Here is a 15,874-nt window from a genome sequence, read left to right on the forward strand (position 1 = left end):
CGGTTCTCCGGGCCATTCGTTACAGGACGATGCTCATGCCGTCATACGCCACTTCAACATTGCGCCGCACCAGTTCCGCGCGCTCCGGGGAGTCTTCGTCGAGAATCGGGTTGGTGTTGTTGATGTGGATAAGCACCTTGCGCTGTTCGGGAAGCTGCTCCAGCACTTCGAGCATGCCGCCAGGGCCGTTCTGCGCCAGGTGGCCCATTTCGCGGCCGGTGCGGGTGCCGACGCCACGACGCTGCATTTCATCGTCGTCCCACATCGTCCCGTCCACCAGCACGCAGTCGCTGCCGGCCATGATTTCCAGCAATGGCGCGTCGACTTTGCCCAAACCCGGCGCGTAGAACAATTTGCCGCCGGTGCCGAGGTCTTCGACGATCAGGCCGATGTTGTCGCCCGGATGCGGGTCGAAGCGGTGCGGCGAGTAGGGCGGTGCGGCGCTGCGCAACGGCAGCGGGGTGAAGCGCAGGTTCGGGCACGCGGCGACGGTGAAGCTCTGGTCGAGTTCGATGCGGTTCCAGTCCAGCCCGCCGTTCCAGTGCTTGAGCATGGTAAACAGCGGGAAACCGGTGCTCAGGTCTTCGTGGACCATGTCCGTGCACCAGACCTGATGCGGGCAGCCCTCGCGCAGGCTGAGCAGGCCGGTGGTGTGGTCGATCTGGCTGTCCATCAGGATGATCGCGCTGATGCCGGTGTCTCGCAGGGCGCGGCCCGGCTGCATCGGGGCGAAGCTCTGAAGCTGCGCGCGGATGTCCGGCGAGGCATTGCACAGCACCCAGTTCACGCCGTCATCGGAAATCGCGATGGACGATTGGGTACGGGCCTGGGCATTCAGGCTGCCATCGCGAAAACCGGCGCAATTGACGCAGTTGCAGTTCCACTGCGGAAAACCGCCACCGGCGGCCGAACCCAGAATCTGGACGAACATGAACGCTCCATCATTTCAACGCTGAAAATAAAACGCCCCGGCGAGCCGAGGCGTTGCACTGCAGTGTTCTGCTTGAGGCAGGACTCAGCGGCTGGCGAAGTACATGGTGACTTCGAAGCCGATGCGCAGGTCGGTGTAAGCAGGTTTGGTCCAGGCCATCGGGTGACTCCTTTTTCAGGTGGGTGGGATAGCGCTATCCATAGGTATAGTCCACGGCAGCGCAGGGATGTTCCAAATAGTTAGGTGGCTATGTTACTCAAAATTTCAGGGGGTTTGCCCGTGAATCTTTGAGAAAGCTCCTTGCAGCCCCGGTAATGATCAATTTGCCGCTTGCCACGGTGCGCCCGGCGAAGGGCTGTTGGCCAGGACGTGCCAGCCGCCTTCGACGCGGATTAAACAGTCTGCGGCGGCCAGCAATGCCTCGCGGTCAAGCTGACTTATGGCATTGCTCAGTTGAATCAGGTAATCCGACGAGTGGCCGGCAAGTTTTGCCTGCCACAGAAGTTCGGCAGCCTCCTTGCCGGGCAGAATGCCGGCATCCAGGTGTACGGCGAGGATCTGGCGCTGCTCGACGAGGAAGGCATCATCAATGTTTTCGATCAGCGCGGGGATGCCTTCGATGAACTGTTGAACGTGATCGAGCAGTTGCGCGGGAGTGGCGGTCGGCGATTGCACGCCGAACTGCCATCCACCCTGGCCGTGTACCTGTCTGAAAGCACTGAACACCGCGTATCCCAGTTGCAATTCACCTCGTAGCCGCTGATAGAACGGCGTGTGGCACAGGTGCGCAAGGAAGCGCCACGCGGCTTCGCTGGGAATGTCCGGTCTGGCGGTCGGGCAGAACAGTAGTAATGCGTGTTCGCTGGAGGCGGTGTCGAACTGATCCCAGCGAAGTTGTGCGTGGAATGCCGGCAGGGTCGGTAATTCATTGGATGGCTTGCCGGGAATGCGGCTCAGGGCCAGTCCCATGGCCGATTGGGTGTGGGCATCGAGACCCAGCGCCAGACCATCCCAACGGGAAGTTGTCCACACCTGCTTGGCATCATCGGATTGCGCAACCACGGGCAGGCAACGCTCCGGCCATGCCTTGAGCAATTGACGGATCAGCATCGACGGCACTGGCGGCTCACCGCTTGGCGAGTCGGCATCGACCTGCGTCAGATATTTCAGCGCATGTTCCAGCACAACCGGCAGTGTGTCCTGCAGGCCGGTCAATTTCAGCAGCCACTGATTACCCGTAGCGCTGAAGGACAACTCCACCCCGGCCTGACGCGCGTCGTCAGACACCTCCCGCAGGCTGCGTTGCAGTTTCGCTTGCAGCTCGGCCGTGGCCGCCGCTTCCGTCTGCCAGCGCACATACACCGCGCCTTCGTCGCCGTTATCCGGCAGCGCCTGGCTGAATTGCATCGGCGAGCGTTCGCGGCGGCTGCGCGAGCGATCCTGAGCGAATGTGCGCAGGCCTCGGTGGGCGCTGGTCTGGCCGCGGATCAGACCGGCGTTGGCCAGCGGCTCGGCTGTGCGCAGAAACGGGTTGGCCGCAGGCAGATGCCAGTGACTGCTGAAGTTATCCACAGTGCCGATTTTGCCGAGAATCACTTTGAGCGCCATCACGGCCGAATCGGGCAGGCCGCTCTCGAGTTGTTCGCTGTCGAGTCGCGCTCGTTGCAGCGCGCCGCTGACCTGCTGCTTACGCTGAAACTGTGCCGAATATTCCTCCCGCAAAGTTGGCCAGTCCTGCTGGACTGCGAAGAAGCTCAACCAGTCGAGAAACTGTGCGCGGATGGCGTCGAGTGGACCGGATGGCGTCGTGAATTGAAGGTGCAGCAAAGCCTGCTCAGCAAATTGGTAGGGCACACAGGCCTGTAAACCTTCCGCCAGACCCTGCTGCTGCAAATGGGCGAGCAAGCCACCGGGTTTGGCGCTGTTCAACCCGTGGCAGAGAAACGCCAGCGCTTCGGCTGACGACTCCGGTAACTCCTCCAACGCAAACAGCAGATTGCCGCGATGCTCGCCGGCCTGTTGATAACTTTCCTGCGCGTTACCCATCAAGCGTACGGGGGCTGCCTGTGCAGTTTTATCCCCAGGCGTCAGCGTGGCGGCAAACTGTTCGGCCAGCGTGCGCAGCTCTTCAACACTCTGCGGCCCGACCAGGCTCAGGGTCATCTGCCCGGTGCGGTAGAACTGCTGGTGGAAGTCTTTCAATGCCTGTTGAAAGTCCGCTTGCTCCACCGGCAGGCTGTCGCGGTTTCCGGCGTGGAAACCGCGCAACGGATGTTCCGCTGACAACCCTTCGAACAGCGCTTCTTTCTGCTGAGCCGCAGCATCCTGCGTCCACGCGACAAACTCCGCCTGCAACACTTCCCGTTCCCGCAACTGATCGTCCGGATTCATACGCGGATGGGCGAGCATGTCTGACAGACGCTCCAGCCCGGCGCTGAACGACGCTGGCGGCAATTCAAAGAAGAAATCGGTGGTGCGCTCGCGGGTGCTGGCATTCACCTGGCCGCCGTGACCTTGCACGTAGGCCATCAGCCCTTGCTGTGCAGGAAATCGCTCGGTGCCGAGAAACAGCAGATGCTCAAGGAAGTGCGCCAGCCCCGGCCATGCCAACGGCACGTCATGACTGCCGGCCGCCACTCGCAACGCAGCGGCGCTGCGTTTCAGGCCGGGCACGTGGCGCAGGGTCACGCGCAAGCCGTTGGCCAGGGTTTCGGTGTGGGGGCGGGGGTGAGTCGACGCAGGCATGGGCACTTCCAGAACAGTGAAGTGCCAATGCTAGCGGATTAGCGCTTGTTGAGCGCGTCGTAAAGTTCGGGGCGGCGGTCGTTGAAGTAACGGTTGGCGCTGCGCGAGTCGACCATCAACTGGCGATCCAGCTCGCCGACGATCAAGGCTTCGTCCAGTCCGGCCTGAGCAATGCGGCTGCCATCCGGCGCGGCGATGCTGCTTTGCCCGCAGTAATGGATGTCGCCCTCGTGGCCGCAGTAGTTGGCGTACGCCACGTAGCACTGGTTTTCGAAAGCCCGGGAGCGCACGGAGACGTCGGCAATGAAATCGAAAGGAATCATGTTCGCTGTCGGCACCAGAATCAGTTCGGCACCTTCAAGGGCCAGGCGCCGGGCGTTTTCCGGGAACTCCAGGTCGTAGCAGATCAGGAACCCGAGCTTCCAGCCGTTGAGCTCGACGATGGGAAACTCGCCATCGCCGGCGCTGAACATCGAACGATCCAGATCGCCGAACAGATGCGTCTTGCGGTAATTGCACAGGCGCTCGCCGTTTGAGTCGATCAACTGCACGGCGTTGTAGATCTGTCCTTCGGCGGTGCGCTCAGGGTAACCGTAAAGAATCGCCAGGCCGGCAGCCTTGGCGATCCGTCCGACTTGCTGCGCCCACTCACCGTTGTAGACCTCGGCCAATGTGGCGACCGCCTCCTTGCCGATGTTGTAGCCGGTGAGAAACATCTCCGGCACCACCAGCAGATCGGCGCCTTTGGCCTCCATCGCCACTTGATGCAGGCGCTGAAGGTTGGCGGCGGGTTCCAGTGGCAGTGGTGGACATTGGTAAAGGGCTACGCGCATCGGGGATTCCTCTTACTCGGGCAGGGCGATCGGGCCGATGTCGTTGAACACATCGCCCGGGCCGGGGTTCTCTTTATGTGTGGACCCGCCGAAGTGCTTCATGATTCCCCACACCGCGTTGAGCGACGTTTGCACCGCGCCTTCAACCCAGGCCGGCGTCCACGACACGTCGTCACCGGCGATGAAAATCCCGCGCTGCTCCGGCGGCATGTCGTCCTGCATGAAGTGCGCGTACATGCGCTGGTTGTAGCGATAGTGGCCGGGCAGGGCGCCCTTGAACGCGCCGAGGAAGTGCGGGTCGGCTTCCCAGGACACGGTGATCGGATCGCCGATGATCCGCGCGGCGATGTCGACTTTCGGGTAGATCTTCTTCAGCGCATCCAGCGCCAGTTTCACGCGTTTTTCCACCGGGTGCGGGAGCATCTTGAGCGCATCGCTCATCCACGAGTACGACAGGCAGATCACGCCCGGCTTGTCGTCTCCGTTGTCGAACAGATAGGTGCCACGGGTCAGGCGATCGGTGAGGGTCATGCTCATCAGGTCGCGGCCGGTTTCCGGGTCCTTGTCCTTCCAGAACGGGCGGTCGACCATCACGAAGGTCTTCGACGATTGCATGTAGCGAGTGCGGTCCAGCGCCATCCACATCTTCTGCGAGAACAGGGTCTCGTCGCATTCGATCTGGGTGGTCAGCAGCCAGCTCTGGCAGGTGGTGAGCACGGCGGCATATTCGCGGATGTCGCCGTTGTTGTCGGTGACTGCGAAACGTCCGTCAGGCGCGTGGGCGATTTTCTTTACCCCGGAGCGCGGGGCGCCGTGGTGCAGCGATTTCAGGCTGGTGCCTTGCGGCCAGTGTACGCAGCGTTCCGGCGCATGACGCCAGATGCCTTGCGGCACTTGTTCCACACCGCCGACCACCAGATGCTGGTGATCGTCGCAATTGGTCATCACCACGCGGAAGATTTCCAGCATCGAGTTGGGGAAGTCCGAGTCCCAGCCGCCGGTACCGAAACCGACCTGACCGAACACTTCACGGTGATGGAACGACAGTTTGGCGAAGGCTTTCGAGGTGGCGACGAAGTCGTAGAAGGTGCGGTCGTCCCACAGCGGCACCAGGGTGTTCCACAGTTCCTTGAGGCGTGGCACGTCGCGGTCGCGGATCGCCTGCTGGATATCGGCGAACTGCGAGCCGGCCTCCAAAGCGTCGGCCCAAGCGTCAGCCACTTCCTGGAACAGCGCAGGAAGATCCTTCAGGCTCTGTGCGTAATGGGTTTTGCCTTCCAGGTCGATCACGGTGCTGCCGGAGGCCGGCGTCAGCGGGTTGGGGAAGGGCCTGGTCTCGAGGCCGAGTTTGTCGACGTAGTGATAGAACGCGGTGGAAGACACCGGGAAGCGCATGCCGCCGAGCTCGGCGACGATGCCGTCGGTACCGTTGAACGCTTGCGAACGCAGGCGTCCACCAAGCTTCGAGGCCTCATACACGACCGGTTTCAAGCCGAGCTTCATCAGCTCGTAAGCCGCCACCAGACCGGCGATACCGGCCCCGACGATCGCCACTTCGGCACCGTGGTTGTGCTCGGGAATGCTGCCCAGGCCGGCCGGGTGTTCGATCCAGTCGTCGAAGGCGAAAGGAAAGTCCGGACCGAAAATGGTGATCGGTTTCTTACCGTCTGCAGGATGGCGATTGTGCTTGTTCATGGCTGACCTTGCTGGCGACCCGACGCTGGAGGCGCGTCTGAGTATAGGAAAAGATGCCAGCCATTCTAGGGAGCGTAGAACACGTTAATAAGACGCAATGTGTCGTCGTTTTGAGTGTTTGAGCTGCAATGTGACGATGGTGATGATCAAACTGGATGCCCGCGATCAATCTTGCTGCTGAGGATGATCGACGTCGTGGTCTTCTCCACGCCGTCTACGCTGCCGATCTGATCCAGAAGCTGATCGAGTTGTTCCGGTGAATCGGTCCGCAGCCAGGCTACGTAGTCAAATTCACCACTCACCGCGCACAATTGCTGCACTTGGGCCATCGCGCTCAACCGGCGCAGCACCTCTTTGCCGGAGCGTGGCTGCACTTTGATTCCGACGTAAGCCTGCAGCCCGCCATCTACCACACGCTGGCCCAGACGCACGCCGTAACCAGTGATGACCTTGGCCTTTTCCAGTCGCGCCAGTCGTGAAGTCACGGTGGTGCGGGCGATCCCTAATTGCCGGGCCAGCATCGCCACGCTTTCGCGGGCGTTGATTTGCAGGGCAGCGATCAGCTGGCGGTCGATTTCATCGAGCACGGGTGGGCGGTTGTCGGACAAAGAGGTTCTCCATGGCGTGCGGATTACTGGTCCGTATGTTACAGGCTCGTTTGGCGAGACGCTTGTGAGAGGCCACTGGGCAGTTGGTGGTGTGTGGCCGTTGTCGAATAGAGGGAAATGCTGAGTCGACAAAGCCGCGGTTTACGCGGCTTTTTACATCTGCGGATTCAGACTTCTGATTTTTTACATTGCCTGCTCAGGACATGTTCGATGAGTTCGACTTGAAAGCGATAGCGAGCGCTGACTTGTTTAAGTAACAACGCACCCAGAGACAGGCCTAGCACCATGGCAATGATCATCAACAGTGCAGTATTTCCCCAATTACCCAACACAAAACCGGCTTCAAGGGTTTTGCCAAGCCATGGAAAACCACCAAACTCCTTGGCGCAAACATAAGCTGTTCCCAGCAGGGCGAGCCCTGCCGTTTTTTCTCCAAAGAAATAAGCGACCCTTGCTTCTGCTCGGGTGATCTTTAGCTGCAGCCAGTATTTCGCTTCTTGTAGCACCGAAATCGCATGGTGCTGGAGTGAGTCGACCACCGTATTTTCATGCCTTATATCGTCGATCATGTTTTTCAGACTGATAGTTTTCCATCGTTTGAGAATGCAGATTTGCGCCACGATGGGAGTCAGGAACGAGAGCAGTACAGACACCGTCGAGGTAAAAATTAACACCAGTGCCAGGTCTTTTCCCCACATGGGAAGTGATTTGATGGAGCTATGCCAATAGGCCATGCAGCCCGCCAACGCAATTCCTCCCGCTCCGAAGCCTAGGAACAAGTTGGTCAATCTGTCGGCATTGACTTCCAGTTTGGTCCTGCGTGCTTTCGCTTTGAGCGGTTCGCAGGTATTCAGGTATTCGAGAACCTTGATGGTCTGTTCGATAGTGTTCTCTGGAATTTCCTTTTCCATGTTGCTCATTTTTTGCTCCAGTTGATGCAAGAGTCCGTCTTGGCATTGATGCAATGCCAGATGGGGCTTGAGTGCTTCCAGTGCACTTATGTTCCAAATACAAAAAAAGGTTTATGCCGTTGGCATAAACCTTTGTCTTGTTTGGTGGGCCCACACGGACTTGAACCGTGGACCAAAGGATTATGAGTCCTCTGCTCTAACCAACTGAGCTATAGGCCCTCAGTAGGCCGCGGATTATAGCGACGGTTTCTCGGCTGTGCTATCCGAAAAATCCGATACGGCTATACGAAGAAACGTCGCGGCGAACTCTTCTGGTGGCAGCGGCAGGCTGACGATGTAGCCCTGGATCTGTTCGCAGCCTTCGGCGGCGAGGAACTGTTGTTGGGCCTGGGTTTCCACGCCTTCGGCAATTACTGTGAATTGCATGCTGCGGCCGAGAGCGATGATGGCGCGGACAATCGCCGCGTCGTGCGGGTCGTCGGGCAGGCCGCGAACGAACGACTGGTCGATCTTGAGGATGTCCAGCGGCAGGCGTTTGAGGTAACTCAACGAGGAATAACCGGTGCCGAAGTCATCGATGGCCAGTTGCACGCCGAGTTGTTTGAGCTGGTGCAGCACTGCCAGCGCTTCTTCAGCCTGGCTCATGATGAAGTTTTCGGTAATTTCCAGTTGCAGTAATTCCGGCTGCAGGCGGTTGTCCTTGAGCAGTTGCTCGATGCGTCCCAGCAGATTCGGTTGACGCAGTTGTGCGCCGGCGAGGTTCACCGATAGCGGGCCGAGGGATTCATAGATCTGGCCCCACTCGAACATCTGCCGGCAGGCGGTTTCCAGCACCCAGTCGCCGATTTGCAGAATCATGCCGTTCTCTTCTGCCAGCGGAATGAAATGCTCTGGCGGCACTTCGCCGAAGTTCGGGTGGCGCCAGCGGATCAGGGCTTCGGCGCCGACCAGATTGTGATCGTCGAGGCTGATTTTCGGCTGGTAATAGAGGTACAACTCCTCGCGCTCGATGGCCCGGCGAAGTTCGTGTTCCAGTGCTACGCGTTCGCTGGCCTGGGCGGTGAGGTCGCGGGTGTAGCTTTCGACCCGGTTGCGGCCCTTGGCCTTGGAGCGGTACATCGCCGCGTCCGCGTTCTTGATCAGGGTCGCGACATCGCAGCCGTCGCGCGGGTAAAGGCTGGTGCCGATGCTGGCGCTGATGAAGAACTCATGCTCGCCGGCCTGGAACGGCGCGCCGAAGCAGTTCAGCAGTTTGGTGGCGATGTTGTCGGCATCGCCGGGTTGTTGCAGGCCGGGCAACAGAATGATGAATTCGTCGCCACCCAGCCGCGCGACGGTGTCGATGTCTCGCAGTTGCTCCTTGAGGCGTACGGCGATGCCCTTGAGCAGCAAATCGCCGACCGGGTGACCGAGGCTGTCGTTGATGTGCTTGAAACGGTCGAGGTCGAGGAAGAGCACAGCGCCCTGGCCGCCGTTTTCCTGCTGGCTGTTGAGTGCCGTCAACAGACGGCTTTCGAACAGCGTACGGTTTGGCAGCCCTGTGAGCGGGTCGTGATGGGCCTGGTAGTCGAGTTTGGCCTGGGCGTGCTTGAGGCTGGAGATATCGGCAAACACCGCAACGAAGTGGGTGATGAACTTGTCGCGGTTGCGCACGGCGCTGATGGTCAGCCAGCTCGGGTACAGCTCGCCATTTTTACGCCGGTTGGAGATCTCGCCCTGCCAGTGACCTTCGTCGGTCAATTGATGCCACATCGCCGCGTAAAACGCGCTGTCGTGCAGTCCGGAGGCCAGCAGGCGCGGAGTGTGACCCAGTGCTTCGCTTTCGCTGTAGCCGGTGATTTCGGTGAAGGCCCGGTTCACGGCGCTGATGTGTTGCTGGGTGTCGGTGATCAGCACGCCTTCGGCAGTGCTCTCGAACACGGTCGCAGCTTGCTGCAGTTTTTCCTGCATCAAGTGGCGCTCGGTGATGTCCCGGGCGATGGTCAGCATGCAGTCTTCGTCGCCGATGGGCAGCGGACGGCTGGAGACTTCGCAGAGGCGGATCTGCCCGTCGCTGCGGCGGATGTGGCAGCTGAAGTCGCGAACGAACCCGTCGCGGTGCAGCAGATCGAGCATTTGCTTGCGCTCGTTGAGGTTGACCCAGATGCCCAGGTCCAGCGCCGAGCGATCCACCGACATGGCGCTGTTGAAACCAGTGATACGACTGAAACCTTCGTTGACCTCCAGCAGCAGGCCATCGCTCTGGCGCGACAGCAGCAGACCGTCCGGCGAGGCGTGGAAGGCCTTGGCGAACTTTTCTTCGGAGGTTTGCAGTTGCTGCTGGGTTTCCTTGAGCTGGGTGATGTCGCGCACCACCACGACCAGCGCCGGTGTGGTGTCGAGCTCGAAGGGTTCAGCGGAAATCAGCCCGGTGAACACTTGACCATTGTTGCGGCGAAAGGGCATCTCCAGGTTGCGAATGCTGCCGGCCTGCAGCCGCTGAAGCAGGCCGGGACCAACACCGGGAATGCCCCAGATGTTGAGTTCGGTGGCGGTCTGGCCGATGACTTCTTCGGCCTTGAGCCCGATCTGCTCCTCAAAGGCTTCGTTGACCTCCAGCAGGCAGCCGTCGGAGAGCCGTGCAATGACCAGGATGTCCGGGCATTGCTGGAATACCGACGCGAACTTCTGTTCCGACAGGCGCAACGCCTCTTCAGTGCGCTTGGTTTCGCTGATGTCGATCATCAGGCCGCGCATTACCGGTTCATGGCCATGTTCGATCAGGCTGACGATGTCGCGCACCCACAGGCAGCGGCCGTCAGCGGTGATCACCCGGTAATCGAGGCTGTGGTCGCGTCCAGCCAAGACTTCGTGATCGCAGAAGCTCTGGGCGCGGGTCAGATCCGCCGGGTGAATGATGTTGCGCCAGAAGCCCGGAATCAGCCAGTGAGACAGCGGATAACCGAGCAGATCTTCGGCGTGGGGCGAAACATAGCTGTAGGTGAAGTCACTGATCCGCGCTTCCCAGGCGATGGCCGAAAGACTCTCCACGAGTCCGCGATAGTGGTATTCGCTGCTGCGCAGTTCCTGTTCGAGGTCGATGCGGCGGGCGATTTCCGAACTGAGGCGGCGGTTGATGCGGATCACCACCGCCAGCACGATGACCAGAAGCGAGAGACCCGGTAAGCCGTAAACCAGCAGATCGGACCAGAATGTCCGGTGATCGAGGACGTTGCCCACCCAATGTTCCTGAATGCTGCTGATTTCCTCCGGGGACATATCGGCAAGCACCTTGTCCAGAATCCCCACCAGCATTTTGTTGTCCCGAGGAACGCCCATCGCCAGTTGGTAGCGATAAGGGGTTTCGCCGCTGACATACAAACCATCCAGTTTGAGTTGGCGCAGGCTCCAGACGCTGGAGGCCAGATCGCCGACCACGGCGTCCACTTCATCGGTGGCCAGGGCCTGCAGCGCAGAGCTGACATTGGGCATCGCCACCAGGTTCAGGTCGGGATGATGGGTGCGCAGCAGTTCGTGGGGCGCGTAGTTTTCCACTACGGCGATTTTCAGGCCGTAAAGCTCCTCGAGCTTGCGCGGTTGCGGGCCGCCGACGTGGGCGAGGATGACGATCGGAAAGTCGAGATAAGGGCGGGTGAACGACAGGTAGCTCTGGCGTTCCGGGGTGGACATGATGCCCGGCAACAGGTCGATCTTGCCGTTTTTCGCTTGTTCGAGCACTACGGTCCAGCTCACCGGCTCGATGGGCGTGAGTTTGATCGCCAGGCGTTGGCGAATCACATCGATATAGTCCGCCGCCAGGCCCTGGTAGCGATTCTGGTCGTCGCGGAACTCGAAGGGCGGCCACGATGCATCGACACCCAGGCGCAGGTCCGGGTGAGCCGCCAGCCAGCTACGTTCTTCATCGTTCAGAGTCAGCGCGTCAGCCGTTGCGGTCCAGATCATCAGTGGCAGCAAAAAAAGCACGGACGCCAGTCTGGGCATAACGGTCTCGTTATGGCTCGGGGGGAATGTTTCGAGTGTAGACGGGCTGTGCGCGGGGGAGGGCGGAGCTGAGTATTTAATCTGCCATATAAACAAAACCCCCGGCCTGGGCCGGGGGTTCTGGTATCACTCGTCGAGGAAGGAGCGCAGATGCTCGCTTCGCGTCGGGTGGCGCAGCTTGCGCAGCGCCTTGGCTTCGATCTGACGGATCCGCTCGCGGGTCACGTCAAACTGTTTGCCGACTTCTTCGAGCGTATGGTCGGTGTTCATGTCGATACCGAAACGCATGCGCAGTACCTTGGCTTCACGGGCAGTAAGGCCGGACAGCACTTCGCGGGTCGCTTCTTTCAGGCTCTCAACAGTGGCGACATCGATTGGCGACTGCATGGTCGAGTCTTCGATGAAGTCACCCAGATGGGAGTCTTCGTCATCACCGATCGGGGTTTCCATGGAGATCGGCTCTTTGGCGATCTTCAATACCTTGCGGATCTTGTCCTCAGGCATTTCCATGCGTTCACCCAGCTCTTCCGGGGTCGGTTCGCGACCCATTTCCTGCAGCATCTGGCGGGAAATACGGTTGAGCTTGTTGATTGTCTCGATCATGTGCACCGGAATACGGATGGTGCGGGCCTGGTCGGCGATCGAGCGAGTGATCGCCTGACGGATCCACCAGGTGGCATAAGTCGAGAACTTGTAACCACGACGGTATTCGAACTTGTCCACCGCTTTCATCAGACCGATGTTGCCTTCCTGGATCAGATCGAGGAATTGCAGGCCGCGGTTGGTGTACTTCTTGGCGATGGAGATCACCAGACGCAAGTTTGCTTCAACCATTTCTTTCTTCGCGCGGCGGGCCTTGGCCTCACCGATCGACATGCGACGGTTGATGTCCTTGATCTCGGCGATGGTCAAACCGGTCTCGGTTTCCAGCGCGGTCAGCTTCTGCTGGCAACGGATGATGTCCGGTTGCACGCGAGCAATGGCTTCGGCGTACTTGCTCTTGCCTTTGGCCAGGGCGTCGGACCAGCTTTCGTCGACTTCGTTGCCCGGGAACTGGCGCAGGAAGTCGGCGCGAGGCATACGTGCATCACGTACGCAGAGTTGCATGATCGCGCGCTCTTGCTGACGCAGACGATCCAGGGCACTGCGAACACGCTCGACCAGGGCTTCGAATTGCTTCGGCACCAGTTTGATCGGCATGAACAGCTCGGCCAGGGCCAACAGTTCGGCAATTGCCGCCTTGTTGTGACGACCGTGCTTTTTCAGGGCCTTGCGGGTGATTTCCATCTGGTCGGCGACAGCACCGAAGCGCTGTGCGGCAATGACCGGATCCGGACCGCTTTCGGCTTCTTCTTCGTCATCGGAAGCTTCGGCGTCGTCATCGTCGTCGGACTCTTCGGCTTTCGCCGCTTTCGCGTCGATCGGCGGCGGCACTTCGGCGGCAGGCGGCGCAATGCCGTCGTCCGGGTCGATGTAACCGCTCAGAACGTCGGACAGGCGACCGCCCTCGGTAGTGACGCGAGTGTACTCGGAGAGAATATGGTCAACCGTGCCAGGGAAGTGCGCGATGGCGCTCATCACTTCACGGATGCCTTCTTCGATGCGTTTGGCGATTTCGATTTCGCCTTCACGAGTCAGAAGCTCGACCGTACCCATTTCACGCATGTACATGCGCACCGGGTCGGTGGTGCGACCGATATCGGTCTCCACCGCCGCCAACGCAGCGGCTGCTTCTTCCGCAGCGGCCTCGTCGGTATCGGCGTCGGCCAGCATAAGGGCGTCCGCATCCGGAGCACTCTCGTGTACGGGGATCCCCATGTCGTTAATCATGCGGATGATGTCTTCCACCTGCTCCGGATCTGAAATATCCTCGGGCAGGTGGTCGTTGACCTCGGCGTAAGTCAGATACTTCTGCTCACGACCCAGTTTGATCAACTCAATAATACGAGACTGCTGTTGCGCTTTTCCGGACATAACACCCTATCCACTGAAGGTCTTGGCGGGCAAAAAACAAGCCGAGGATTATACCTGAGCTATGACCTCACGCGCCAGTTGAGGTCGGGTTTGATGCGGAAACATTGCGACTTAAAAGGTCGCGCAGTTGATTTTTCTCTTCGGCGCTCAGTTCGCTTTGACGCGCTTTCCTGAGCAGTTGTTCCAGATTTCGCTCGCGTTGGCGGGCTGACAAGCTAGTAATGGTGTCGAAAAACTGTTGTTCAAGGTTGTCTCCGTCAATCAGCCATTCCTTTTCCGCCAGCGCCTTGAGCAAGCGGCCCTGTTCGGTTCCGTGCCATCGCGCGATCAACTGAAATGAGTTTAGCTTGGGATTCTTCTGTACGGCTTCGAGCAGTGCCACCAGCAGTTGTGCGTTGGTCTGGTTCTCGTCCGCGAAGTGCCCGGCGTCCTCGACTTTCTCCGCCAGTTGCGGGTGATGCAGCAAGGTTCTCAGGGCGGCCAGGGTCGGTGGTTCGACGGCGGCCGGCACGCGCGGGGCACGGGGCTGGTCGCGATCGCCGCCACGCTTGCCATTCTTGTCCCACGGTTTCTTGTCCCATTTCTTGCCGCCGGCACCGGGTTTCTTCGGCGTCCATTCCTGCTGCGGCACATACATGTCCTGTGCCTGCGGCTGATGGTAGTCGCTGTAGTCCGGCATGGCGTCATAGTCGATGCCCGGGTCGTAGGCGGGCGGTGCTTCCTGCGGCGCGCTCTGGGCCAGCTGGCTGACGCTTTCACTGCTCAGGCCGGTGATCTCGCTCAGGCGCTGGCGCATCAGGATGCGCAGGTTGGCGCCAGGGACCTTGTCGATCAGCGGTGCTGCGAGCGTGGCCATGTGGGCCTTGCCCTCCAGTGAGCGCGGGTCGGCTTCTTCGGTCAGTTGCTGGAAGAAGTAGTCCGCCAGCGGCTGTGCGTGCTGATTGATCCGGGCGCGGAAGGCGTCAGTGCCCTCGGCGCGAATCAACGTATCCGGGTCTTCGCCTTCAGGCAGAAACAGAAAGCGTGCACGGCGCCCGTCCTGCAGGCAGGGCAGTGTGGCTTCCAGTGCGCGCCAGGCGGCATTGCGGCCAGCCTGGTCGCCGTCAAAGCAAAACAGTACGTTCGGCACCACGCGAAACAGACGCTTGAGGTGTTCTTCGCTGGTGGCGGTGCCGAGTGTCGCGACGGCATTGCGCAGGCCTTGCTGGGCCAGGGCGATGACGTCCATATAGCCCTCGACGACGATGATTTCGTCGAGGTTGCGATTGTTCTTGCGTGCTTCGTAGAGGCCGTAGAGTTCCTGGCCTTTATGGAACACGGGGGTTTCCGGCGAGTTCAGGTATTTCGGCTTGTCGTCACCGAGCACTCGTCCACCGAAAGCGATGATCCGTCCACGGGTGTCGCGGATCGGGAACATCACGCGATCGCGAAAGCGGTCGTAGCGTTTGCCGGTTTCGGCGTTTTCGATCAGCAGGCCGGCATCGATCATGGCTTTCTGCTGCAAGGTGTCGCTGCTCAAGTGTTTGAACAGGTTGTCCCATCCCGGCGGTGCGAATCCGAGGCCGAAGTCCCGGGCGATTTCGCCGGTCAGGCCGCGACCCTTGAGGTAGTCCACTGCAGCCTTGCGTGCCGGATGGCTTTTGAGCGCCTGTCGATAAAAGTCGGCGGCGGCTGTGAGCAGCGGGTACAGCGGTGAGTCGGTCGGCTGGCGCGGTTTGTTCGAGCGACCGCCTTCTTCGCGTGGGACTTCCATGCCGGCGGCTTTGGCCAGATCTTCGACAGCCTGGGGGAAGTCCAGGTTGTCGTGATCCATGAGAAAGCCGAGGGCGTTGCCGCCGGCGCCGCAGCCGAAGCAGTAATAGAACTGCTTATCGGGACTGACGCTGAACGACGGGGTTTTCTCTTTATGGAACGGGCAGCAGGCGGTGTAGTTTTTGCCGGCCTTCTTCAATTGCACGCGCGAGCTGACCACGTCGACGATGTCGGTGCGGTTCAGAAGGTCGTCAATGAAGCTCTGGGGAATCAGCCCGGCCATGGCGTTCTCGTCTGCGCTGTAATGGGTCCGATGCGAAAGGCGGCCGGACGCGGGTCAATGAGTGATGCGCGCACGTTGGGCGGCTCGACCGGTGTCGTTTGCGTAATCGCTGTCGGGAAGTGTATCTGCCGAAAATCCACTGACGTTAGTGCTCATCAGTC

At 60.1% G+C, this 15,874-nt stretch carries 10 protein-coding genes and 1 tRNA gene; all 11 read right to left on the minus strand.

Going from position 1 to position 15,874, the window contains the following annotated elements:
• Window positions 1-19 precede the first annotated feature (19 nt).
• The 11 genes from pqqB to dnaG all read right to left on the minus strand — a co-directional run bounded on the left by pqqB (window position 20) and on the right by dnaG (window position 15,713).
• Window positions 20-931, minus strand: coding sequence for a pyrroloquinoline quinone biosynthesis protein PqqB (gene pqqB / locus BMZ46_RS27725; protein WP_039768057.1), 912 nt, complete (start codon window positions 929-931; stop codon window positions 20-22).
• A gap of 84 nt (window positions 932-1,015) precedes the next feature.
• Window positions 1,016-1,090 carry a pyrroloquinoline quinone precursor peptide PqqA gene (gene pqqA, locus BMZ46_RS27730; RefSeq protein WP_003444522.1) on the minus strand — a complete coding sequence of 25 codons (75 nt, stop codon included), beginning with the start codon at window positions 1,088-1,090 and terminating at the stop codon, window positions 1,016-1,018.
• Window positions 1,091-1,249: 159 nt separating this feature from the next.
• Complete coding sequence (gene pqqF, locus BMZ46_RS27735) at window positions 1,250-3,676, minus strand: pyrroloquinoline quinone biosynthesis protein PqqF (RefSeq protein ID WP_074692208.1); 2,427 nt, start codon at window positions 3,674-3,676, stop codon at window positions 1,250-1,252.
• Between the two features lie 38 nt (window positions 3,677-3,714).
• On the minus strand, window positions 3,715-4,509 hold the full coding sequence (locus BMZ46_RS27740) for a carbon-nitrogen hydrolase family protein (protein WP_074692210.1): 795 nt from the start codon (window positions 4,507-4,509) through the stop codon (window positions 3,715-3,717).
• Between the two features lie 12 nt (window positions 4,510-4,521).
• Window positions 4,522-6,204, minus strand: a complete 1,683-nt coding sequence (locus tag BMZ46_RS27745; protein WP_074692213.1) for a flavin monoamine oxidase family protein — start codon at window positions 6,202-6,204, stop codon at window positions 4,522-4,524.
• Window positions 6,205-6,350: 146 nt separating this feature from the next.
• Window positions 6,351-6,812, minus strand: coding sequence for an Lrp/AsnC family transcriptional regulator (locus BMZ46_RS27750; RefSeq protein WP_039768063.1), 462 nt, complete (start codon window positions 6,810-6,812; stop codon window positions 6,351-6,353).
• A gap of 167 nt (window positions 6,813-6,979) precedes the next feature.
• Window positions 6,980-7,732, minus strand: a complete 753-nt coding sequence (locus BMZ46_RS27755) for a hypothetical protein (protein ID WP_074692216.1) — start codon at window positions 7,730-7,732, stop codon at window positions 6,980-6,982.
• Between the two features lie 133 nt (window positions 7,733-7,865).
• Window positions 7,866-7,942 (minus strand) — tRNA-Ile (locus BMZ46_RS27760).
• Window positions 7,943-7,957: 15 nt separating this feature from the next.
• Window positions 7,958-11,704: a bifunctional diguanylate cyclase/phosphodiesterase gene (locus tag BMZ46_RS27765; RefSeq protein ID WP_039768065.1), complete on the minus strand. Its 3,747-nt coding sequence runs from the start codon at window positions 11,702-11,704 to the stop codon at window positions 7,958-7,960.
• Between the two features lie 126 nt (window positions 11,705-11,830).
• On the minus strand, window positions 11,831-13,678 hold the full coding sequence (gene rpoD / locus BMZ46_RS27770; protein ID WP_039768067.1) for an RNA polymerase sigma factor RpoD: 1,848 nt from the start codon (window positions 13,676-13,678) through the stop codon (window positions 11,831-11,833).
• A 67-nt stretch (window positions 13,679-13,745) separates the two neighbouring features.
• Window positions 13,746-15,713 carry a DNA primase gene (dnaG, locus tag BMZ46_RS27775; RefSeq protein WP_074692219.1) on the minus strand — a complete coding sequence of 656 codons (1,968 nt, stop codon included), beginning with the start codon at window positions 15,711-15,713 and terminating at the stop codon, window positions 13,746-13,748.
• Window positions 15,714-15,874: the final 161 nt, after the last annotated feature.

Source organism: Pseudomonas sp. NFIX49 (assembly GCF_900115915.1).
Lineage (GTDB): Bacteria > Pseudomonadota > Gammaproteobacteria > Pseudomonadales > Pseudomonadaceae > Aquipseudomonas > Aquipseudomonas pharyngis.